We start from the raw sequence: 24,418 nt of genomic DNA, 5'->3' as shown, positions 1-24,418 counted from the left end.
GAGAGAACCTTAAACCTTAAACCTTAAACTTCAAACTAAAGAAAATGAAAGTAACACAACATATTGAAGACGCAAAAGGAGAAACTTTATTCTCCTTCGAAATTATTCCGCCTCAAAAAGGCAAAAGCATTCAGGAATTATACGATAATATTGATCCGTTGATGGAGTTTAAACCACCATTTATAGATGTAACTACTTCTCGCGAAGAATATATTTACGTGGATAAAGGCAATGGTTTATTAGATAAGAAACTGACCAGAATGCGTCCGGGAACGCTTGGGATTTGTGCTTCGATAAAGCATAAATACAACGTAGATACGGTTCCTCACGTGCTTTGCGGTGGTTTTACCAAAGAAGAAACCGAGTATTTATTAGTCGATTGTCATTATCTGGGAATTGATAATGTGATGGCGTTACGTGGTGATGCGATGAAAGACGAGCAATATTTTATTCCGAAACAAGGAGGAAATGATTTTGCGGTTGATTTAGTGAAACAAATCAACCAATTGAATTGCGGAAAATATTTGCACGATGTAATGGATATTGATAATAAAGCCAATTTTTGTATTGGAGTTGCTGGATATCCGGAGAAGCATTTGGAGTCTCCATCCTTACAATCTGATTTAAAAAGGTTGAAAGAAAAAGTGGATGCAGGTGCGGATTATGTGGTGACACAAATGTTCTTTGATAATGCTAAATACTTTGAGTTTGTTGCTAAAGCCAGAGAAATGGGAATTACTGTACCTATTATTCCAGGTATTAAACCAATTGCCGTAAAAAGACATTTGCAAGTCTTACCACAAATTTTCAGAATCGATTTGCCGGAAGATTTAATTCATGCAGTTGACCAATGTAAAAATAATGCGGATATCAGACAAGTAGGAATCGAATGGGCAATTCAACAATCTTTAGAATTGAAAGCTGCAGGAGTTCCGGTATTACATTATTATTCTATGGGGAAATCAGAGAATATTAGACAAATTGCGAGTAAGGTTTTTTAATTCCCTAATCGTATTTTATAAAAAAGCTCGTTTAAAATCAAATTTAAACGAGCTTTTTTAGTTGTAAACTACTTCGTAATCTCTCTAAATACTGCCTCGAGGTTTTTATTTTTTTGATTCAGTTGAAGTGTTTTCAAACCATTGGCATTAGCAAAATCAAAAACAGCCGGTCGCATGTCTTTATCCGCTTTGAAAGTCAATTCCCAAATCATGTCGTGTGTATTCTTGTAAGAAACAAGATTTTCGATTTTGGCAATAGCTTGTTCCTCTATTTTATAATCAAATTCTACTTCGATAACTTGCTCCTTGTCTTCGGAAATTAAGTGGTCCAGTTTTTTATCGGTAACAATTTTGCCGTTATTGATGATAATAACGCGGTCACAAATGGCTTCGACTTCCTGCATAATGTGCGTAGAAAGGAAAACGGTTTTGTCTTTCCCTACGTTTTTAATCACATTACGAATTTCCATCAATTGATTTGGGTCTAAACCAGTTGTTGGTTCGTCAAGAATCAAAACATCCGGATTGTGTAATAAAGCATTGGCAAGACCTACACGCTGACGGTATCCTTTGGATAATTGTCCTATTTTTTTATGACTTTCGGTACTTAAACCTGTCAATTGAATTACTTCTTCAATGCGGGATTTGGCTACTTTGTACACATCTGCGTTAAAAGCCAAATATTCTCTCACATACAAATCCAAATACAACGGATTGTGTTCCGGTAAATAACCAATGGAAAGCTGAACGGCTTTTTGCTGTGTGTTTACATCGTTTCCATTTACGATAGCTGTACCTTCATCGGCATTGATATACGTTGTTAATATTTTCATTAAAGTCGATTTTCCGGCTCCATTTGGACCTAAAAAACCAACGATTTCCCCTTTATTAATGGAAAATGAAATCTTATCCAGTGCTTTTTGGGCACCGTAGCTTTTGGATATATTAGTAACTTCTATTGACATGGAATTTTATTTGTTGCAAAAGTAAACAGAAAAAGTATTGATTTATTGTTTTTTGTAACCCAATAGCTAAAAAGTCCTTTATCAAAGTTTTACAAAGCGAGATGATATTCTATTTTAGATTTATATATTTACCATAAACTATATAGATATGAATTTGAAAAATACACAATCAGGCAGTTTTCTGAAAAACTACAAAAGTATTTTATTGCTACTTGGCGGGATTCTGGCAGGAAGTATATTGGGTTTAGTTTTTGGGAAAGGAGTGGAAGTCATTAAACCTTTGGGCGATATATTTTTGAATTTATTGTTCACGGCAATTATCCCTTTGATTTTTTTTACGATTGCATCTTCGATTGCCAATTTAGAAAAATCAGAGAAATTGGGGAAGTTATTTGTAATCGTCATTGGCGTATTTTTAAGTACAGTATTGATTTCGGCCATTTTGATGATTGTTGGCGTATTGTTATTCCCTGTTCAGCAAGATATTATCATTTCCAAAATTCCATTGGAAACAATTCAGGAAAGTTCTACGGGTTCACAAATTACCCAGTTGCTTACTGCAAGTGACTTTTTTGAACTTTTATCTCGAAAAAATATGTTGGCGCTCATTATATTTTCTTTTTTAATAGGATTTGCCAGTTTGCATTCGGGAGAAAAAGGGAAAGATTTCAGTCGTTTCCTAAATTCAGGAAATGAAGTGATGAAGCAATTGTTACACATGATTATGAAAACGGCTCCAATAGGTTTGGGTGCTTATTTTGCGTATCAGGTTGGGATTTTTGGACCGCAATTATTTGGTGCTTACGCAAAACCTTTAGGGCTTTATTATGCAGTTTGTGCTTTTTACTTTGTCGTATTTTTTAGTTTGTATGCTTTTATCGCCGGAGGGAAATTAGGATTTAAAGTATTTTGGAAAAACAATATTACGCCTTCATTAACGGCATTGGGAACTTGCAGCAGCATTGCGACAATTCCGGCGAATCTTGAAGGCGCCGAAAAAATGAATATCCCGAGTCATATCAGGAATGTAGTTATTCCACTTGGCGCACCTTTGCACAAAGACGGTTCGAGTATGTCGTCCATTATAAAAATCGCGGTTATTTTTGCCATGTTTGGTAAAGATTTCACAGATCCTTATAATTTACTAGTGGCATTGGGAATTACAGTAATTGTTTCGGTAGTCGAGGGCGGAATTCCAAATGGAGGTTATATAGGTGAAATTCTAGCGATAACCGTTTATGGATTTCCTATGGAGCAAGCTTTACCAGCCGCGATGATTGTAGGAACCTTAGTAGATCCTATGGCGACCCTGTTGAATGCAAATGGAGATTTAGTTTCAGCGATGGTAGTTACCCGAATTGCAGAGGGAAAAAAATGGCTTTCGGCTAATTTAGCAGCTTAAACGCTTTTTTAGTTTGAATTAGTTGAAAAAAGCATTTAGAAATCAGTAATAAGAGATAGGTTAGAAGTCTCTTTTTTAGGTATTTTGCAATAATAAGCAGCTTTCACAAAGAATTCTTTTTTTGTTAAATAAAACAATAATTTTTTTTTGGTCGGTTTGAAATAAGCCCTACATTTGCAGTGTAAATATTAAATATAACACACAACATACAATGTCTAATAACCGTTTTTATTTTAGCAACACTTATTATTTCTTCTTTAGGAAGTAAGGGATTGTGCTATGGTTATTTGAAAACAAACAAACAAATAAAACTAATATACAATCCTGATGAAAATCAGGATTTTTTTTTGAATATAACTGAAATAAGATAAATGAAAATTGATATAATACGAATCAAAATTTCATTTTCAAATAGAAACAAATAATAACTTAGAATGAGAACTAAGATTGCAATACAAGGTATAAAAGGCTCTTTCCATCATCAGGTGGCACAGGATTATTACTATCAAAATGTTGAGGTAGATGAGTGTTTGTCTTTTGAAGAGTTAGTGGATAGTTTGCTTTCAGGAAAATCAGATCAGGCGGTTATGGCTATAGAAAACTCTATTGCAGGACCAATTATTCCGAATTATGCCTTGATTGATAAAAACAATTTACACATTATTGGAGAGCATTATTTAGATATTCATCAAAATTTAATGGCGCTAAAAGGGCAACAAATTGAGGATATTTTAGAAGTGCATTCACATCCAATGGCGTTATTGCAATGTATGGAGTTTTTGAAAAAGTATCCGGACATAAAATTAGTTGAAGATAAAGATACTGCCGAAACGGCTCGAAGAATACATCAACATCAGTTGAAAGGAATTGCTGCAATTGCGAGTAAAACGGCTTCTGAAATGTATGATTTAGAGATTTTGGCTCCGGAAATTCAGACGATAAATAATAACATGACACGATTTGTTATTATTAAAAAGGAGAACTCATTTGTTGATGAAAACGAAATAAACAGAGCTTCCATCAAATTTGAATTGGATCACAAACGCGGCAGTTTAGCGGCAGTTTTAAATGTGATGAGTGATTGTAAATTGAATTTAACCAAAATACAATCATTGCCAAAAATAGAAACGCCTTGGAAATATTCCTTTTTTGTGGATGTTACTTTCGAAAAATACGAAGATTATACTAAAGCAAAAGCATTACTGACCATTATGGCGGAATACTTTAAGGTTTTAGGCGAATATAAAAATACAAAACCATGATTACTACAGCGAAACGTCTGGATATAATTGAAGAATACTATTTCTCCTCAAAACTGAGAGAAGTAAGACAATTGGCTTCTGAGGGGAAACCAATTATTAATATGGGAATTGGAAGTCCGGATTTACAGCCATCACAAGCGGTTGTTGATGCAGTTGTTATGGCAATGCAAGATGAAAATGCGCATCAATACCAAAGTTATCAAGGATTGCCGGAATTACGACAAGGTATGGCTGATTTTTATCAGAATAACTTTCAAGTAGCGTTGAATCCAGCTAACGAAATTTTGCCTTTGATGGGTTCCAAAGAAGGAATCATGCATATTTCACTGGCTTTCTTGAATGAAGGAGATCAGGTACTGATTCCAAATCCAGGATATCCAACGTATACTTCGGTGACGAATTTAGTAGGGGCAGTGCCTGTTTATTATGACTTAAAAGAAGTAAATAATTGGGAACCTGATTTCGAAGCTTTGGAAAAACTGAATTTATCTAAAGTGAAAATCATGTGGATTGGTTATCCGCACATGCCAACAGGAGCAAGAGGAAGTTTGGAGTTGTTTTCAAAATTAGTGGCTTTTGCTAAAAAACATAACATTTTGTTAGTCAATGACAATCCGTATAGTTTTGTTTTGAATGACAATCCGATGAGTTTGTTACAAGTAGAAGGCGCCAAAGATGTGGCTTTAGAATTGAATTCTTTGAGTAAGACTTTTAACATGGCAGGCTGGAGAGTTGGAATGGTTTTAGGAAATGCAGCTTGTATTGATGCTGTTCTAAAAGTAAAAAGCAACATGGACAGCGGAATGTTCTACGGGATTCAAAAAGGAGCTATTGAAGCTTTGAAAAGTGACAAGACTTGGTTTGAATCGATGAATGCGATTTATAGAAAACGCAGAATTCTTACCGAACAACTAGCTGAGAAGTTGGGCTGTAAAGTATATAAAGAAGGAGTTGGATTATTTGTTTGGGCAAAGTTGCCAGACGGAATTACATCGGCAGAGAAATTTATTGATGAAATTTTATATGACAAATCTATTTTTATTACACCGGGGACCATTTTTGGTTCTAATGGAGAAGGATATATTCGATTTGCACTTTGTGTAAAAGAAGAAAAAATACAAGAAGCTATAAATAGATTTTAGATTGTTGATTAACGATTCTAGATTTCAGATTTTCCTTCAAGGTTTTTAAAACATTGTAGGTATAAAAATAAAACGATGAAAGTATTTGTAATAGGAATAGGATTAATTGGCGGTTCGATGGTATTGGACATTAAAACGCTGCATCCGGAAGCCAAAATTTATGGAATTGATAACAACGAAAGTCATTTGGCGGAAGCCTTAGCTTTAGGAGTTGTTGATGGAGCGGCAACATTTGATGATTTAGTTGATGCTGACTTTGTAATCGTTTCGGTTCCTGTTGATGTAGCATTGATTGTTTTGCCAAAAGTATTGGATGTTGTTGGGGACAATACGATTGTTTTTGAAGTAGGTTCTACAAAAACACCTATTTGTGAAGCAGTTGCCCATCATCCTAAAAGGAGAAATTTTATTGCTACGCATCCTATTGCAGGAACGGAGTTTTCAGGACCTTCGGCAGCGATAAAAGGGTTGTTTCAAGGGAAAACGAATATTATTTGTGAAGTAGAGAAAACAACTTTCAAATTACAGGAAAAGGCATTGAAACTTTTTACCGCTATGGGAATGAGAATCCGTTATATGGACCCGAAATCACATGATAAACACATTGCATATGTATCGCATTTATCGCATATCAGTGCCTTTATGTTGGGGAAAACGGTAATCAATAAAGAGAAAGACGAACAGGATATTTTTGATATGGCCGGTTCCGGTTTTGAAAGTACGGTTCGTTTAGCCAAAAGTTCGCCAGCAATGTGGACGCCAATTTTTAAACAAAACAGGAAGCAGGTTGTAAAAACATTGGATGAATACATTTCGAATTTATCAAAATTTAAAGAATTATTAGAAAAGGAAGATTACGATGCGATTTATAATGAAATGCAAAGTGTCAATAAAATAAAGGAAATATTAAACGGAATTAATGTAAAAAAATAGACCGTTTTTTGGGGCAGGCGCAGTCTCAGAAAACAGTTTCAAGAAGAAGAACAACACAATAAAAAAATAAAAATTAAAAAAGATGGAAAACAAGAAAGAAATGAGAAATTGGTTGAATGAATTCAATTTGACTCATCCATTTGTAATCGCAGGACCTTGTAGTGCTGAAACAGAAGAACAAGTATTGAAAATTGCACATGAATTGAAAGATTCGGATGTAAGTGTTTTTAGAGCAGGAATTTGGAAACCAAGAACGCGTCCGGGAGGATTTGAAGGTGTTGGGGAAATAGGATTGAAATGGTTGAAAAAAGCCAAAGAACAAACGGGATTGTTAATGGGAACAGAGGTAGCAAATGCTGCTCACGTAAAATTAGCTTTGGAGTATGATATTGATGTATTGTGGATTGGTGCAAGAACTACCGTAAATCCATTTGCAATGCAGGAAATTGCAGATGCTTTAGTAGGAACTAAAAAAATCGTATTGGTTAAGAATCCGGTAAATCCAGATTTGTCTTTATGGTTAGGTGGTGTTGAGCGTTTATACATGGCAGGAATTGAAAAATTAGGAGTAATTCACAGAGGTTTTTCTACTTACGAAAAAACAAAATACAGAAATATTCCAGAATGGCAGATTGCTATCGAATTACAAAATAAATTCCCTGATTTGCCTTTAATCATTGATCCGTCTCATATTACAGGAGATCGCAAAATGATTCTTGAAGTTACTCAAGAAGCTTTGGATTTGAATTATGATGGTATGATTATCGAAACACATTACGATCCGGACAATGCTTGGAGTGATGCTGCACAACAAGTTACGCCAGACGCTTTGAAACAAATCTTTATTGATTTGAAAGTTAGAAAAGTAAATGATGTATCGGATGAGTTTACTCAAAAAATGGCTAAGTTAAGAGCTAATATCGATGTTTTAGATGCTACTTTATTGGATTTATTAGGGAAGCGTATGAAAGTAGCAGACGAAATAGGTCAGGTGAAAAAAGATGCTAACGTTGCTGTATTGCAAAACAATCGTTGGAACGAAATTCTAGGAAAAATGATTTTAGAGGGTGAGAAAAAAGGATTGACGGAAGAGTTTGTACTGAAAATGTTCAAAGCGATTCACCAAGAAAGTATTGGTCACCAAGAAAAAGTATTGAACGCTTAAAATGATTTAAGAGTGTAGATTAACGATTTCTGATTTTAGATTTCGGTGATGAGAATTTAAATTTTATGAAGTCCCAAGACGTTATGTTTTGGGATTTTTTTGTTTTTAGAGTCTTCTAATGTCAAAAATCGAAAATCCTTTATCTTTGCAGAGTCTTAGATTTTAAATCTGAAATCTAAAATCGTTAGTCTTCAATCAAAAATCCTTTATCTTTGCAAAGTCTTAGGTTTTAAATCAGAAATCTAAAATCGTTAATCTTCAATCAAAAATCCTAAATGACAGGACTCGTATACAAATCTACAGGAAGTTGGTACACCGTAAAATCCGAACAAGGTGATTTTATCGAATGCCGTATGAAAGGTAAATTCCGAATTAAAGGAATCAAAAGTACCAATCCTATTGCTGTGGGCGATGTTGTGGATTATGAACTCGAAGAAACATCAGACACGGTTACGGGAACCATTCATAAAATTCACGACAGGAAAAATTATATCGTACGTAAATCAGTGAATTTATCACATCAGATGCATATTATTGCGTCTAATATTGATCGGGTTTTCTTGTTAGTTACGATTAATAATCCGCCAACGACTTTTAATTTTATTGATCGTTTTCTGGTTACAGCCGAAGCATATAGAATTGAAACGATACTGGTTTTTAATAAAATAGACACTTTTGATGATGCCACACTTGACGAACAATTGTACATGCAGCATGTGTATCAGGAAATAGGGTACAAATGTTTGCGCGTTTCTTCGACTGAAATGAAAGGAATTGAGGAGTTGAAAGAAATGATGATTGGCAAAGTGAGTATGTTCTCCGGTCATTCCGGTGTTGGAAAATCCACTTTGGTAAATGCAATGGAACCTTCTTTGCATTTAAAAACAAAAACGATTTCTGAAGCAAGTAAACAAGGACAGCATACAACTACTTTCGCCGAAATGTATGATTTATCTTTTAATGCCAGAATCATCGATACGCCAGGTATCAAAGGTTTTGGAATTGTAGACATGGAAAAAGAGGAAGTGAGTGGTTATTTCCCTGAGTTTTTCAAATTGAAAGACCAGTGTAAATTCAATAATTGTTTGCATAAAGATGAACCGCATTGCGCTATTAAAGCCGCATTGGAAAAAGATGAAATTGCTTGGTCTCGTTATAGAAGTTATCTTAAAATTCTGGAAGGTGATGATGAACATTATCGTACTGATATTCATAATGAAGATAGAATAATCAGTGATAAAACGAGGGAATAACAATATCAAAAATCAATTTCAATTTTAAAAATGAAAATAGTCCTTCAAAGAGTTTCCTCAGCTTCCGTAGCTATCGATAATAAAATTGTAGCCGATATCCAGAAAGGACTGTTGGTTTTAGTTGGTATTGAAGATGCCGATACTCAAGAAGATATAGATTGGCTTGTTAATAAGATAACTAACATCCGCATTTTTGGCGATGAAAACGATGTCATGAATTTATCCGTTAAAGACATTGACGGAGATATTATTGTGGTAAGCCAATTTACATTACATGCTTCTACTAAAAAAGGCAATCGTCCTTCCTATATAAAAGCTTCAAAACCAGAAGTTGCTATCCCATTGTACGAGAAATTTGTAAAAAAAATAGAAATGGAATTGGGAAAGAAAGTACAAACCGGAATCTTTGGTGCAGATATGAAAGTACTTTTGTTGAATGACGGTCCAGTAACGATAGTAATTGACAGTAAAAATAGAGATTAAGTTTTCTTTAATCGAAAAATTCTTATATTTTTGATAAAAAGAATTTTATGATTTTCAAATATGTTTCTTTCCTGTTTTTGTTTTTTACGTCTTTTATTTTTGCTCAAAAGATAGAATATAACTCTTTGAACATTTCTGATAGCTTAAAAGAAAATGCCAATGCTGTGGTTCGTTTGAATCAAATAGACATTGCTATTGCTTCACAAAGAAGCATGAGTATTACTACTAAAAGAGTGGTTTCGGTTCTAAATGAAAAAGGCTTGAGTGCAATTGATGCTATTGAAAGTTATGATAAAAGGACCAATATTAGAAATATCGAGGCAACTGTTTATGATATTTTAGGAAAAGAAATCAAAAAAATTAAGCGTAAAGATTTTAAAGATCAAAGTTCCGGTGAAGGTGGTACACTTTTTTCGGATAACCGTTATCTTTATTTAGATTATACTCCCGTCCAATATCCCTTTACAGTAGTTTTTGATAGCGAAATAGAAACTTCTACTACCGCTTTTATTCCGAAATGGTATCCTTCAAGTGATTATTTTGTAAGTGTCGAAAAAAGTATTTTGAATGTAAAATATCCTGATAATTTAGGTTTTAAGAAAATGGAATTCAATTTTTCTAATTCCAAAATTGATAAAACGATTGATACTACAACGCAACTTTCATATACTGCTACCAATATTCTGGCTCAAAAACAAGAAGATTACAGTCCGGTTTATAATTCTATTTTTCCAAATGTGATGATGGGATTAGAGTTGTTTCATTTAGAAGGAGTTGACGGAAATGCAAAGACTTGGAAGGAGTTTGGACAATGGTATTCTGATAAAATTTTATCAGGAACAACTGATTTACCAGATGAAACCAAAATGAAAGTTAAGGCCCTTGTTGGCGATGAAAAAGACCCAATCAAGAAGGCAAAATTAATTTACAATTTTGTACAACAAAAAGTAAGATATATCAGTATTCAAGTTGGAATTGGCGGATGGAAACCTATGCTTGCTACTGATGTGGATCGTTTGGGATATGGAGATTGTAAAGCATTGACTAATTATACTAAGGCCTTATTGGATGTGGTAAATGTACCATCTTACTACACTATTCTCTATGGAGATAGAAAAAAACTAAGCATTCAGTCTGATTTTGTATCCATGCAAGGCAATCACGTTATTTTGTCTATTCCAAATGGGAATAATTATACTTGGTTAGAATGTACCAGTCAAGATGATCCCTTTGGATATCAAGGTACTTTTACAGATGACAGAGAGGTTTTGGTTATAAAACCGGATGGAGGAGAAATTGTTAGAACTAAAGTTTATGAAGATAATGGAAATACTCAAATAAGTAAGGGAACATATACTTTATCAGCAAATGGAGATTTCTCTGGAAAAATTACAATTGCTTCAGAAGGTTCACAATACAGTCAAAAAGCAGTTATTGAAAATGTACAGCCAACAGAAAAAGAAGCACACTATAAGGAATATTGGGATAATATAAATAATTTGAAAATCAATAAAATATCATTTTCAAATGATAAAGATAAGATCCGGTTAACTGAAAATGTAGAAATTAATGCAGCGAATTATGGTAACTTTTTAGCGAATAAATTAATATTTGTTGTAAATGCTTTCAACCAGACAAATGCTAATATCAAGAGAATAAGAAACCGTAAAAATCCTTTAGAAATACAAAGAGGTTTTTTGGATGAAGATGAGATAACAATAACTCTTCCTTCAGGTTTTTCTACTGAATTTTTGCCTGATAATTATGAATTGAATAGTAAATTCGGGGAATATAAAACAGAGGTTGTAAAAAGAGATGCCTCTAATTTGGTTTATAAAAGAACCTTATTCGTTAAAAAAGGATTGTATTCGAACAAAGAATATGATGAGTATCGTCTTTTTATAGAACAGATTTCAAAAAATGATAATGCCAAAATTATTCTAACCCAAAACCAATAAAACCATGAAATGTAGCCAACTACTCATTATTCTTTTTTTTACTTTATTTTTTTTTAAAGGCAATGCACAAGAATTTAAATTAGGGAAAGTTTCAGTTGAGGAACTTCAGGAGAAAAATCATCCGACAGATTCCACCGCCGTTGCAGCTATCCTGTTCGAAAAAGGGGTAGTCGATTTTGAATATAGTCAAAATGATGGTTTTGTAATGATTACAGAAGTTACAACTCGTATTAAAATTTATAAAAAAGAGGGATACGATTGGGCAAATAAAGCAGTAAGATATTACATTGGTAGTAATGCGAAAGAAACGGTTTTTATCTCTGATGCTATTACTTATAATTTAATAAATGGTAAGATTGAGAAGACAAAACTAAAAAGTGATGGTGAGTTTGATGAAAAAGTTAATAAATATTGGGGACGAAAAAAAATCACTATGCCAAATGTAAAAGTAGGCTCAGTTGTTGAATTTAAATATAGAATGCGTTCATCCCGTTTTAGTGAATTAACAGAATGGAGTTTTCAATCTAGTATTCCTGTGAACTTCTCTGAATTTAAAACTTTTATACCAGAGTATTTTGTGTATAATCCAAATCTAAAGGGGTTCATTTCGCCTAAAATAACTACTGAAAAACACAATAAAATAATAAGTTATTCTTATCGACCAGAAGCAGAACCAGGAGAGAGTACAACTAGTTCTTCTTCACAAGAAAAGTTAGAATTTTCAGAAACTAGAACTGCTTATCTTGCAGAAAATCTTCCGGCAATGAAAGAGGAGGCCTATGTTAATAATATTGCAAACTATTCAACAAGTATATCCCATGAGCTTTCTGTAGTGAGATTCCCGAACCAACCTTATAAAACCTTGTCTACAGATTGGGCATCAGTAACTAAAACAATTTATGATTATGATGATTTTGGGCCTGAATTGAATAAAACAGGTTATTTTGAAGAAGATTTAAAGCTAGTTATAGCGGGATTAAATACACCGGAAGAAAAAATTACTGCAATATTGAATTACGTTAAAACCACAGTAAAATGGAATGATTATTATGGTTATTCCTGTAATGATGGGGTTAAAAAAGCATACAAAGACAAAACAGGTAATGTTGCTGAAATTAACTTAATGTTAACCGCTATGCTAAGGCATATAGGGCTTACTGCTAATCCAGTTTTGGTAAGTACGCGCTCAAATGGGATTGCACTGTTTCCTAATAGAACTGCTTTTAATTATGTAATCGCTGCAGTTGAAATGGCGAATGGTCTAGTGTTGCTTGATGCATCAGATAGATTTTCTACTCCAAATGTCTTGCCATTAAGAGCTCTGAATTGGGTTGGAAGATTAATACGGAAAGATGGCACTTCGATAGAAGTAGATTTAATGCCTAAAGCATCATCTAATGACGTAGTAGTTATGAACTATGAAATTGATGCCAATGGAAAGGTTTCAGGTGACTTGAAGCGCCAAAGAACAGATTATAACGCAATGATTTTTAGAGAAAAAGTTGTGGATGTAAAAGAGGATATTTATCTTGAAAAATTAGAGAATGAGAATAATAAAATTGAAATAAATGAATATTCAAGAACAAGTGAAAAAGATTTAAAAGCGCCAATTGTAGAAATGTTTTCATATTCAGGTTCGAATTTTAGCGAAATTATTGCAGGTAGTATTTATATAAATCCAATGTTGTTTTTTGCTGTAGAACAAAATCCTTTCAAACAAGAAAATAGAGAATATCCAATAGATTATGGATTTCCTTTTATTGATAGATACAGTATAGCGATTAAAATTCCTGCTGGATATAAAGTAGAAACAATTCCTACTCCATTGCTTTTAAATATGCAGGATAATTTAGGCAGCTTTAAATTCATGATAAATGCATCAGGAAATTTGATTCAGTTAGTGATAGCGCATCAAATAAATACACCAATCATTACACCAGAGTATTATCCAATGTTAAAAGAGTTTTATCAAAAAATGATTGAAAAACAAAACGAGAAAATCGTACTTATAAAAGTGTAATTTTTAATAACAGCTCCTCACAGTTTTAAATTCTAATATAATTAATAAGCATACCGATGAACCTAAAAAATTCCCAATTAGACGTTGACACTTGGATAAAAGAACATGGCGTTCGTTACTTTAACGAATTGACCAATATGGCGCAACTTACAGAAGAAGTAGGCGAAGTAGCCCGAATCATCGCTCGCCGTTATGGAGAACAATCTGAAAAAGAAAGCGACAAAAATAAGGACCTAGGCGAAGAATTAGCCGATGTGGTTTTCGTAGTATTGTGTTTAGCAAATCAAACAGGAATCGATTTGCAGGCTGCTTTCGATAAAAAGATGGGTTTAAAGTCTATTCGGGACAAAGACCGTCACAAAAACAACGAAAAACTCAAATAATTTGTGAATTGTAAATTATGAATTGTGAATGAGTAGTGGTAAATTGCGTCCTTAAATTATTTGAGTCGAATGCTTAAGCTATAACTCATAACTCATAATTAAAAACATGAATTTACTGTTACAAACTTCCCATTCTAATTTACAAGCTCAAATTGCAGTTACCGGTTCAAAAAGCGAAACCAACCGACTATTATTGTTACAAGCACTTTTTCCAAATATTACTTTGGCTAATACTTCCAACTCTGATGACAGTGAAGTCATGCAAAAAGCATTGAAAGGAAACGAGGAAATAGTTGACATTCATCATGCTGGAACGGCGATGCGATTTCTAACGGCTTATTTTGCTGTAAACGAAGGTCGAGAAGTAGTTTTGACTGGTTCTCAGAGAATGACGGAGCGTCCAATAAAAGTTTTGGTGGAAGCCTTGGAACAATTAGGTGCAAAAATATCCTACGAGAAAGAAGCAGGTTATCCGCCTATTCGAATCAAAGGACAAAAAATCACAGCTTCTAAAGTTACTATTCCTGCAAATGTGAGCAGTCAATACATATCGGCATTGTTGTTAGTGGCGCCAAAACTGGAAAACGGTATTGAAATAACTTTAGTAGGTGAAATCACTTCAGTTCCTTATATCAAAATGACTTTGGCTTTGTTGAATGATTTAGATATCAAAACCAGTTTCGAAGGAAATGTAATTACCGTTTATCCAAAACAAGAAGTGGAATCTAAAGTAATGACCGTAGAATCCGATTGGAGTTCTGCTTCTTACTTTTTTAGTTTAGCAGCTTTGGCAGAAAATGCGACGATTTCATTGACCAGTTATAAAGAAACTAGTTTGCAAGGCGATTCGGCTTTGGTTGAAATCTACAAACAAATGGGTGTTGAAACGCATTTTGATGGAAACAAAATGACTTTGGTTAAACAGTCTAATTTTAAGCCTGAAACTTTAAACTTAGAATTAAATAATACGCCAGATATTGCTCAAACCATTGTAGTTACTTGCCTTGGTTTAGGAATTGGTTGTCATCTTACAGGACTTCACACCTTGAAAATTAAGGAAACCGATAGACTTGAAGCACTACGAATTGAGCTGACAAAACTTGGAGCAAATATATCAGTTACAAATGATAGCTTGACGCTTGTGGCTTCAAATGAAATCAATCATAATATTAAAATAGCTACGTATAACGATCACAGAATGGCGATGGCATTTGCACCTTTGGCTTTAAAAGTGCCAATAATCATCGAAAATGCGGAAGTAGTTTCTAAATCATACCCTGATTTTTGGGAAGATATGAAAAAATTAGATTTTAATGTGACTGAAATCACATCTTAATTCTCAATGTTTACGGGGCTAAACCTTTGTCGCTTTGTTGCTATACAAGTTCGAAACTAAATTAAACAGCAAAACACTTGACAACGCCTATCTCACAATCGTATATTTGCACACGATTTAGAAGTATGACTTCAAAACTCATACTTCATAATCTATAACTCATAACTTTATCAAATGAAATTATCACATTTTCAATTCGATTTACCTAAAGAACTTCTTGCCGAATATCCAGCTGAAAACAGAGACGAAGCTCGTCTAATGGTTATTGATCGTAAAAAGGGAACTATAGAGCATAAAATGTTCAAAGATGTTATCGATTATTTTGATGACGGAGATGTTTTAATTCTGAATAATACTAAGGTTTTTCCAGCGCGTTTGTATGGAAACAAAGAAAAAACAGGAGCAAGAATCGAAGTTTTTTTACTTAGAGAATTAAATTCTGAGCAAAGACTTTGGGATGTTTTGGTTGATCCGGCACGTAAAATCAGAATTGGTAACAAATTATATTTTGGAGATGACGATTCGTTAGTAGCTGAGGTTATCGACAATACGACTTCTCGTGGAAGAACATTGCGTTTTCTTTACGACGGTTCTTATGAAGAATTCAGAAATAAATTAACGGAACTTGGAGAAACTCCAATCCCAAAATACATTTCAAGAGACGTAACTCCAGAAGATGCGGAACGTTACCAAACCATTTATGCTAAAGAAGAAGGAGCTGTTGCAGCACCAACTGCAGGATTGCACTTCTCGAAACATTTATTGAAAAAACTGGAAATCAAAGGAATTAAATTTGCCGAAGTAACGCTTCACGTAGGTTTGGGAACTTTTAATCCAGTTGAGGTTGAAGATTTATCAAAACACAAAATGGATTCTGAGGAATTAAAAATTACTCAAGAAGCGTGTGATATTGTGAATGAAGCCAAAGCTAAAAAGAAACGTATTTGTACCGTAGGAACTACATCTATGCGTGCCGTTGAAAGTTCAGTTTCGTCACAAAACACCTTGAATCCTTTTGATGGATGGACAAATAAATTCGTTTTTCCTCCTCATGATTTCACGATTCCAACGTGTATGATTACTAATTTCCATACGCCAAAATCAACTTTATTAATGATGGTTTCAGCATTCTGTGGACATGATTTAATGAAAAAAGCCTATGCCGAAGCAATTAAAGAAGGATATAAATTCTATTCTTACGGTGATGCGATGTTAATCATCTAATCTGTCCCGAAACTTCGGGATAATCATATTCTAAATAACAAAATCTTGTCAGTAATGGCGAGATTTTTTTTTTGGTGTGCCCCAAGGGTCGGGCTGTACGCTGTATCTTTATTTTCTTAAAGAAAGAAAATAAAGGATGCCGCTTCCATCCCTCACACAATACGTTTTGGATAGGTGAGGACTTTTTGTGTGAAAAAAGAAATTTAAAACGGCATCTCAATTTTGTATCTGAATAAATTTGTTACAGCTGTTTTTTTGTCAAGTCGAGCGCAGTCGAGACTCAACACAGAGTCTCGACTGCGCTCGACTTGACAAATATTCTGAAACGTTAAATTTTAATTCACTTGATACACCAGTCGTACCGTAATATTAGCCGTTTTGTTTTTGGATTGCGTATTAAAGGAACCGCCATAAGAAAAATCTTCCGATGAGTTTTGACCCGTAATTTGAAAAACACCCATATCTGATTTTTTTAAATTTCCTAAACTCGCATCAGCATTTTCTGCAATGCTTTTAGCTCTGATACTCGCGTCTTTTGTAGCTTCGGCAATCATTTTTATTTTTAATTCGGCAAGTTTTGTATAGTAATATTCAGGAGGAGATGAATAAAATTCCACGCCAGAATTGATTAACTCACTCGATTGTCTGGATAATTCTTCAATTTTATTTACCTCCTTAGATTGTATACTCACGCTTTGGGTTAAGGTAAATCCAGTGAAAATTTGCTGTCTTGTCGTTCCGTTTTCATTATAAGTCGTTTCAAAATCTTTATTAAAATTCACCGCAGAAAATACCATTTCATTCGGAGCAATTCCTTTGCCTGATAAATAGCTTTTTATTTTCTCTCTGTCAGAATCCAATGCTGCGTAGGCTTCTTTCAAAGTCGCACTTTTTTTAGAAAAAGAACCGTTCCAAACAATCAAATCTGATACGAAATCCTTTTTTCCGGAGCCAGTTACACTTATCGTGTCATTGCTTTTATTTCGATTCTGAAAAGCATTCGAAAATAAATAGGAGGAAATTACCACGGCGATAGCAATAATAATAACGTTCAAGCTGTTTTTAAGCATATGTAAGAGTTTTAAATTCAATCAAATATAGTTAAATAACGAGTTGTTTTTTATTTCCGTATAGTATTGGGGAACTATTTTTTCTCATCCATAATTTTAACTATTTTATGTGTCGTCAATCGGCGATAAGTCTTTTATGCATCAGTCTTTTTTTACTACTTTTACAAACAAAATACAAAATATGGCATTCGAAAATACTCTTGAATTTGCAAAACAACTCGATTCGCAAGATCAATTACATAAATACCAAGATGAATTTATTTTTCCGCAGATAAATGGAAAAAAAGTAATTTATTTTACGGGAAATTCATTGGGATTGCAACCCAAACGTACTAAAAACTATGTAGATGAGGTGATGAATGATTGGGCAAGTTTAGCTGTTGAAGGTCATTTTTACAGTGAAAAACCGTGGTGGGATTACCACGAACGATTTGCAAATCCATTAAGTAAAATTGTAGGTGCGTTACCGAGTGAAGTTACGGTGATGAATACGCTTACGGTAAATCTTCATTTGTTAATGGTTTCTTTTTACCGACCTACAAAAACCAGATATAAAATTATTTGCGAAGAAAAAGCATTTCCTTCGGATCAATATATGTTTCAAAGCCAAGTGCATTTTCACGGATACAAACCCGAGGATGCGATTGTTGAAATCAAACGTCGCGAAGGCGAACACAACATTCGCATAGAAGATGTTTTGGCTAAAATTGAAGAAGTAGGTGATGAGTTGGCTTTGGTCTTAATAGGCGGTGTCAATTATTACACAGGACAAGTTTTTGACATGAAAACCATAACTGCTGCTGGTCATAATGCGGGTGCTTATGTAGGTTGGGATTTAGCGCATGCTGCAGGAAATATAAAACTGGAATTACACGATTGGAATGTGGATTTTGCAGCTTGGTGCAGTTACAAATACATGAATTCAGGTCCTGGGAATGCTTCAGGATGTTTCATTCATGAGAAACACCACAACAATTCGGAGTTGCCACGATTCGCTGGTTGGTGGGGACATAATAAAGAGCGTCGTTTCAAAATGGAACAGACTTTTGACCCAATTCATGGAGCCGATGGTTGGCAAATAAGCAATTTACCGGTACTTTCTCTGGCGCCATATTTAGCATCTGTAGAAATGTTTGATGAAATTGGTATGGACGCTTTAATTCATAAAAGAGATGCAATTACGTCCTATTTAGAATTCATTCTGCACGAAATAGACAAAGAAGTCGATAGTACTTTCGAAATCATTACACCGTCAAATCCATTAGAAAGGGCGTCGCAATTATCAGTGTTGCTTCATGGAGAAGGACGCAGTTTGTTTGATTATCTTATGAAAAATGGTGTGATTACGGATTGGCGTGAACCTAATGTTATTCGATTAGCACCGGTTCCATTGTATTGTTCGTTTGAAGACATGTATCATTTTGGACAAATATTGAAATCCGGGATTCTAAAATAGTTTAGACGCAGAATTATATAAAAAATAGTTTAAATTGTATAAAGCATATTAACAGGTTTGAATGTTTCTTTGTATTATTATTAATCGTAAAACTTAAAATTATGAAAGCATTATATTTTATACTAATAGCTGCAGTTGTTGTTTCTTGTCAAAATCAAGGAAAAATGGAAATTGAAAAAGCAAAACTAGCGACTGTAGATTCGATGAAAGTTGAAATTGAGAAACAAAGAGTTATTGATTCCATGCAGGTTGAAATGGCTAAAATTGAGGAAACCAAAATTGAAACCCAAAAAGAAGTTGTCGTTGTTAATAAACCATCGGCTACCACTACCACTACAACAACCACACAAAAGAAAGGTTGGAGCAGTACTGCTAAAGGTGCTGTAATAGGAGCTGGAGTTGGTGCCGCGACGGGAGCAATCATAAGTAAGAAAAAAGTTCAAGGAGCTATAATTGGGGGTGTTGCTGGTGCTGGTATAGGTGCGGGAACAGGAGCTATTATAGACGGAAGTAAAAAGGAATAAATTTATTCTTTTATATAATGAAGAGTGTTTAAGTTCGTATAGAATTTAAGCACTCTTTTTTTTATGGATGTTTCGGTTTAATAGGAATCCATATCTTGAATAATGGCATTGGCCTTAACTTTAATTTTATATAATTCTTCGGGATTCATTTTGTTTAATAAATTCAACATCATTCCCATGCGTTGATTTCCTTTAAAGTACTCTTTTTTCTCATCTAGAAAATTCCAATATAACGAATTGAAAGGACACGCTTTTTCTCCAAATTTTTCTTTGACATTGTAATGGCATTTGGCACAATTATTACTCATTTTATTGATGTAACTTCCGGAAGAAACATAGGGTTTTGTGGCGATAATTCCGCCATCTGCATATTGTGACATACCGCGAGTGTTGGGCATTTCGACCCATTCAATAGCATCTATATAGACGCCAAGATACCACGCGTCTACTTCATCAGGATGAATTTGTGTCAGTAGTGTAAAATTTCCTATTACCATGAGCCGTTGAATATGATGTGCATAAGCTTCGTCTAAACTTTGATTGATAGCGTGATTCATGCAATTCATTTTGGTTTTACCCGTCCAGAAAAAGTTCGGTAATTTGTTGTCGTTTTTCAAAACATTCATTTGAGCGTAATGGGGCATTTCTTTCCAATAAATTCCTCGAATATATTCACGCCAACCCAGAATTTGTCTCACAAATCCTTCTACTTGTGAAAGGGTTATTTCAGTTTCATTGGCATGATAAAAAGCAATGACAGTTTCGATTACCTCTTTTGGCGAAAGCATTTTACTGTTCATAGCAAAAGACAAACGAGAATGGAAAAGGAATTTTTCATCGGTATGCATTGCATCTTCATAATCCCCAAAATGTTTCAGCAGATTAGTGCAGAAATAATCTAATACCTCTAAAGATTGCTGACGGGAAGTAGGCCAGCTGAAATTATGTTCATCGATATTTCCAAAAGTGACGATAGTAGCTTCTTTGATTTGGGAAACAACTTCAGAAACATTGGCGTGAAAATTTTTTTCTGATGGCACTGGAACTTCACCTTTGTATTTTTTACGATTATCGGCATCAAAATTCCATTGGTTTCCCACAGGAGTTGATCCATTCATTAAAACGTGGTGTTTTTTTCGCATGTTGCGATAAAAATTCTCCATCAACAACAATTTCTTTCCCTCAAAAAAATCAGAAAGTTCATGACGCGTGGTGTAAAAATGTTCGGAGTCAAAAGCTTCTGATTCGATTTTTAGATTGGAACAAATCGTTTTTAGTTGTTGATCTAACCGATATTCGTCAGGTAACTGGTATTCAAATTTTTCAATTTTATATTTTTCGATACAAACGGCAATGATTTTTTCTAAATCCTGTGGATTATCGGCATCCGTAATTTTAAAATAGACTGCTTGGTGTCCGAGTGCTTGTATTGTGGTGTGAAAATTTCTCATCGAAAGAAAAAATGCCACCACTTTTTGGATATGATGTTTTACATAGTCGGTTTCCTGACGCATTTCGGTAAGGACATAAATAGTATTGTCATCATTTTCCTGAAACCAAGAATGTTCTAAATTCAACTGATCACCAAGGATTAGCCGTAGTTTTGTCATTTTTTATTTTTTAAAAAAGGAAGTGGTTGGAAGTTCTTTTCTTGCGTATTGAAAGCGGTCTACTAGTTTAGGTAAACAATATCCATCAAGACCATTTAGTGCTATAACATTTCCTTTGTCAATTTGTAACCAGCCATCTTTATGTTCTAATTCTTCTTCAAAAAATAAATTTTCAATAGAGGCAATTATATGAATCGTATCATTTTCCTTGATGTAATATTCATTCACATATTTGCAATACAATTGAACTGGGCTTCCTTTCACAAAAGGGATTTCAATATTAGGCTTGTACTCTTCTTCTAAATTAGTTTTATCAAATTCAGAAATGCCTAATTCATAATTTGCTGATGTATGGTGCGCATCTTCAATCATATATACAGTAATATGATTTACGGTAAAATAACCATTTTCTCTTATGTTTTTATATGTATCTCTGGGAACGGTTGTTGGTCTCATGATAAATCCTATTAGTGCCGGATTGCTTCCTAAATGGGTCACGCTGCTAAAAATTGCTACATTAGATTTTCCATCAAGGGATTTTGTAGCCAGAAGATTAGCTGATTTATAACCGGTGCAAGAATTAATTAAATTCAATCTTTCGACTTTCTCCATTTGAGAAATATCATCTCTAGAAATGTGTTTCATATCTTTTTAATTTGGAACAAATATACTTTTTGTTTAATTAATTTTAAAATAAATTAAACAAATAATGGTATTTAATCGATTTTACCAGAACCGCACTCGTTTAAATAAATTATTTTAAATAACTTTCAAATCGTATATATTTGTTTATCAATTTATTTAAATATGAAAAAACTTAAAATAGTTCTTCTCGTTTTACTTTCGATAGTGGCAGTTTTAGTTGTGGCTTTAATTATTTATGGATTTTATCTAAAGCCAAAATATGAAGGCAAATTGCCACTGAAAAATATTCAAAAAGAAACGACAGTTTATTTTGATGAGTTTGGCGTTCCACATATTTATGCGACAAATTCAAAGGATGCAATGATGGCTTTGGGTTATGTTCATGCCCAAGATCGATTGTGGCAAATGGAATTGATGCGTCGTATTGCACCGGGAAGATTATCGGAGATTTTTGGCTCAGTGGCACTAAAAAATGATAAATTCTTTGCAGGACTTGGAATTGAAGAAGCTTCAGCAAAAGCAATTGCAGCTTTGGATAAAAACAGCCCAAGTTATCAATTGACCATGGCATATTTGGATGGAATTAATCAATATTTAGAAGAAGGAACAACGCCAATAGAGTTCAGTTTGGTAGGAGTTAAAAAAGAGAAGTTTACGATTAAAGATGTTTACAATATTTTTGGTTATATGTCTTTTAGTTTTGCAATGGCTCAAAAATCAGATCCGTTATTGACTGATATTCGAAATAAATACGGAATGGAGTATCTCAAGGATTTTGGGATTGATGGTTCGTTTAATACCACCCGAATTAAAAATGCGAAAGAAACATCTCAAGAATATATTGCTATTTCAAAGTCGGTAGCTTCGATTTTAGAGCAGTCCCCAATTTCTCCTTTTATAGGAAGTAACAGTTGGGTTATTGCACCAAAGAAAACGAAAAACGGGAAAGTTATTTTTGCCAATGATCCACACATTGGGTTTTCACAGCCCGGAACTTGGTATGAAGCTCATGTAGTAACGCCAGATTTTGAATTGTACGGCTGTTATTTGGCAGGAACTCCATATCCTTTATTGGGACACAATCGCGACTATGCTTATGGTTTGACAATGTTTGAAAATGATGACATCGATTTGTATCAAGAGGAGAAAAATCCAAATGATGCAAAAATGTACAAGACACCAAATGGTTTTAGCGCGTATGAAATTCGAAAAAAAATTATAAAAGTAAAAGATTCTGCTGATGTGGTTTTGAATATTAAAGTGACTCGCCACGGCCCGGTCGTAAATGACTTGATTGATGGTTTGCAGCAAGACAAACCTGTTGCAATGTCTTGGATTTATACACAACAACCCATACAAATTCTTGATGCTGTTTATCAACTTTCGCATGCTAAAAGTAAAGCAGATTTTCAAAAAGGAGTCAGTTTAATAGCGGCACCAGGTTTGAATGTGATGTATGGCGATGCCAAAGGAAATGTGGCTTGGTGGGCAACAGGGAAATTATACAAGCATAATGCGGGCGTAAATCCTAATTTTATTTTGAATGGCGCGAGTGGAAAAGATGACATTAAAGAGTATTTGGATTTCTCCAAAAATCCGTCGGCAGTAAATCCAAAATGGAATTATGTGTACTCTGCGAACAATCAACCGGAACCCATAGATGGATTTTTATATCCAGGGTATTATCTTCCTGAGGACAGAGCAAAAAGAATTACACAATTATTAGAACCAAAATCAAATTGGGATAAAACCGCAGTAGGGGAAATGATTTTTGATAATACGTCATCAGTTGCTCCAGAGGTGGTTAAGCAGTTAATCTCAAATGTTGATCAGAAAACACTTTCTGAAAACGAGAAAGAAGCTTTGGTTATTTTAAAAAGTTGGAAAGGCTCGAATAACCTTAGTGATGTTGCACCAACAATTTACAATAAATGGATTTTTAATTATTTGAAAAATACTTTCGAAGATGAACTTGGTGCAGCCCATTTCAAGCAATTTTTAGGAACACATATTATGAAGCAAATCATTGCAAAACAAATTGTGAATGCAGCGTCGCCTTGGTGGGATAATATAAGTACTAAAAATGAAAAAGAAACCCGAAGTAAAATTATATCGCAATCGTTTAAAGAGTCAATTGTAGCTTTAGAAGAACAATTGGGAACTACTGTTGCTGATTGGACTTGGAATAAAGTTCATACGGTAGAACATCAGCATCCATTGGGTAAAGTGGCTGCGCTAAGAAGGATTTTCAATGTAGGGCCTTTTGAAGTTTCGGGTGCTACAGAAGTGATTAATAATTTGTTTTTTGATTTTACCGATGATGGAAATTATATCGTAAAAGGAGGTCCGTCAACAAGAAGAATTATTGATTTTTCTGATATCGAAAACAGCTGGAGCATCCTTCCAACAGGGCAATCAGGAAACCCATTAAGTGCGCATTACAGTGATCAAGCGGAGCTTTATAATACTGGAAAATTTAGAAGAATGATGCTGAATAAGGAGGAGATTGTTAGAACTTCAACAAAGTTGGTTTTTATTCCACGTAAAAATTAATAGTTTTAAAGTTCTTAGTCTAATAAAATCAGT

20 protein-coding genes are annotated in these 24,418 nt (G+C 34.1%); 16 read left to right on the top strand and 4 right to left on the bottom strand.

From position 1 onward, the window contains the following. Window positions 1-44 precede the first annotated feature (44 nt). A complete protein-coding gene (gene metF, locus CLV00_RS02015; RefSeq protein ID WP_099713579.1) occupies window positions 45-1,001 on the top strand; it encodes a methylenetetrahydrofolate reductase [NAD(P)H] in 957 nt (318 codons plus the stop codon). Between the two features lie 68 nt (window positions 1,002-1,069). Here metF and gldA read toward each other — a convergent pair whose 3' ends face one another. Then, entirely contained in the window at window positions 1,070-1,966 is an 897-nt protein-coding gene (gene gldA, locus CLV00_RS02010) for a gliding motility-associated ABC transporter ATP-binding subunit GldA (RefSeq protein ID WP_099713578.1), read from the bottom strand. A gap of 148 nt (window positions 1,967-2,114) precedes the next feature. Between gldA and CLV00_RS02005 the strand changes: the two genes are divergently transcribed. The 12 genes from CLV00_RS02005 (at window position 2,115) to queA (ending at window position 16,527) form a co-directional block, all read left to right on the top strand. After that, window positions 2,115-3,368: a dicarboxylate/amino acid:cation symporter gene (locus CLV00_RS02005; RefSeq protein WP_099713577.1), complete on the top strand. Its 1,254-nt coding sequence runs from the start codon at window positions 2,115-2,117 to the stop codon at window positions 3,366-3,368. A gap of 434 nt (window positions 3,369-3,802) precedes the next feature. Next, entirely contained in the window at window positions 3,803-4,630 is an 828-nt protein-coding gene (locus CLV00_RS02000) for a prephenate dehydratase (protein WP_099713576.1), read from the top strand. Then, window positions 4,627-5,772, top strand: a complete 1,146-nt coding sequence (locus CLV00_RS01995; protein ID WP_099713575.1) for an aminotransferase class I/II-fold pyridoxal phosphate-dependent enzyme — start codon at window positions 4,627-4,629, stop codon at window positions 5,770-5,772. Before CLV00_RS02000 ends, CLV00_RS01995 begins: the two co-directional genes overlap by 4 nt. A 75-nt stretch (window positions 5,773-5,847) precedes the next feature. Further along, window positions 5,848-6,705 carry a prephenate dehydrogenase gene (locus CLV00_RS01990; protein WP_099713574.1) on the top strand — a complete coding sequence of 286 codons (858 nt, stop codon included), beginning with the start codon at window positions 5,848-5,850 and terminating at the stop codon, window positions 6,703-6,705. Between the two features lie 82 nt (window positions 6,706-6,787). After that, entirely contained in the window at window positions 6,788-7,870 is a 1,083-nt protein-coding gene (locus CLV00_RS01985) for a bifunctional 3-deoxy-7-phosphoheptulonate synthase/chorismate mutase type II (protein ID WP_099713573.1), read from the top strand. 275 nt (window positions 7,871-8,145) lie between these two features. After that, complete coding sequence (gene rsgA / locus CLV00_RS01980; RefSeq protein WP_099713572.1) at window positions 8,146-9,123, top strand: ribosome small subunit-dependent GTPase A; 978 nt, start codon at window positions 8,146-8,148, stop codon at window positions 9,121-9,123. A 30-nt stretch (window positions 9,124-9,153) separates the two neighbouring features. Further along, the gene (gene dtd, locus CLV00_RS01975; RefSeq protein WP_099713571.1) at window positions 9,154-9,606 is read left to right on the top strand and encodes a D-aminoacyl-tRNA deacylase; all 453 of its coding nucleotides are present in this window, start codon (window positions 9,154-9,156) and stop codon (window positions 9,604-9,606) included. Window positions 9,607-9,653: 47 nt separating this feature from the next. After that, the gene (locus CLV00_RS01970; protein ID WP_099713570.1) at window positions 9,654-11,564 is read left to right on the top strand and encodes a DUF3857 domain-containing protein; all 1,911 of its coding nucleotides are present in this window, start codon (window positions 9,654-9,656) and stop codon (window positions 11,562-11,564) included. A gap of 4 nt (window positions 11,565-11,568) precedes the next feature. Further along, entirely contained in the window at window positions 11,569-13,584 is a 2,016-nt protein-coding gene (locus tag CLV00_RS01965) for a DUF3857 domain-containing protein (protein ID WP_099713569.1), read from the top strand. 56 nt (window positions 13,585-13,640) lie between these two features. Beyond that, a complete protein-coding gene (locus tag CLV00_RS01960) occupies window positions 13,641-13,967 on the top strand; it encodes a nucleotide pyrophosphohydrolase (protein ID WP_099713568.1) in 327 nt (108 codons plus the stop codon). A 106-nt stretch (window positions 13,968-14,073) separates the two neighbouring features. Beyond that, window positions 14,074-15,303, top strand: coding sequence for a 3-phosphoshikimate 1-carboxyvinyltransferase (gene aroA / locus CLV00_RS01955; RefSeq protein ID WP_099713567.1), 1,230 nt, complete (start codon window positions 14,074-14,076; stop codon window positions 15,301-15,303). A gap of 174 nt (window positions 15,304-15,477) precedes the next feature. After that, a complete protein-coding gene (queA, locus tag CLV00_RS01950; protein ID WP_099713566.1) occupies window positions 15,478-16,527 on the top strand; it encodes a tRNA preQ1(34) S-adenosylmethionine ribosyltransferase-isomerase QueA in 1,050 nt (349 codons plus the stop codon). A 335-nt stretch (window positions 16,528-16,862) separates the two neighbouring features. Here the strand turns inward: queA and CLV00_RS01945 are convergent, their stop codons facing one another. Continuing rightward, a complete protein-coding gene (locus CLV00_RS01945) occupies window positions 16,863-17,597 on the bottom strand; it encodes an SIMPL domain-containing protein (RefSeq protein ID WP_099713565.1) in 735 nt (244 codons plus the stop codon). A gap of 181 nt (window positions 17,598-17,778) precedes the next feature. Between CLV00_RS01945 and kynU the strand changes: the two genes are divergently transcribed. Then, a complete protein-coding gene (gene kynU / locus CLV00_RS01940; protein ID WP_099716195.1) occupies window positions 17,779-19,053 on the top strand; it encodes a kynureninase in 1,275 nt (424 codons plus the stop codon). Between the two features lie 101 nt (window positions 19,054-19,154). Beyond that, entirely contained in the window at window positions 19,155-19,577 is a 423-nt protein-coding gene (locus CLV00_RS01935; RefSeq protein WP_099713564.1) for a glycine zipper family protein, read from the top strand. A 77-nt stretch (window positions 19,578-19,654) separates the two neighbouring features. Here CLV00_RS01935 and CLV00_RS01930 read toward each other — a convergent pair whose 3' ends face one another. Continuing rightward, window positions 19,655-21,187: a cryptochrome/photolyase family protein gene (locus tag CLV00_RS01930; RefSeq protein ID WP_099713563.1), complete on the bottom strand. Its 1,533-nt coding sequence runs from the start codon at window positions 21,185-21,187 to the stop codon at window positions 19,655-19,657. 3 nt (window positions 21,188-21,190) lie between these two features. Further along, window positions 21,191-21,832 carry a flavin reductase family protein gene (locus CLV00_RS01925; RefSeq protein WP_099713562.1) on the bottom strand — a complete coding sequence of 214 codons (642 nt, stop codon included), beginning with the start codon at window positions 21,830-21,832 and terminating at the stop codon, window positions 21,191-21,193. A gap of 162 nt (window positions 21,833-21,994) precedes the next feature. Between CLV00_RS01925 and CLV00_RS01920 the strand changes: the two genes are divergently transcribed. Next, entirely contained in the window at window positions 21,995-24,385 is a 2,391-nt protein-coding gene (locus CLV00_RS01920; protein ID WP_099713561.1) for a penicillin acylase family protein, read from the top strand. Window positions 24,386-24,418: the final 33 nt, after the last annotated feature.

Source organism: Flavobacterium sp. 11, assembly GCF_002754315.1.
Classification (GTDB): Bacteria; Bacteroidota; Bacteroidia; order Flavobacteriales; family Flavobacteriaceae; genus Flavobacterium; species Flavobacterium algoritolerans.
Note: the sequence above shows the minus strand (reverse complement) of the source record. Positions and strands in the feature narration are given on the sequence as shown.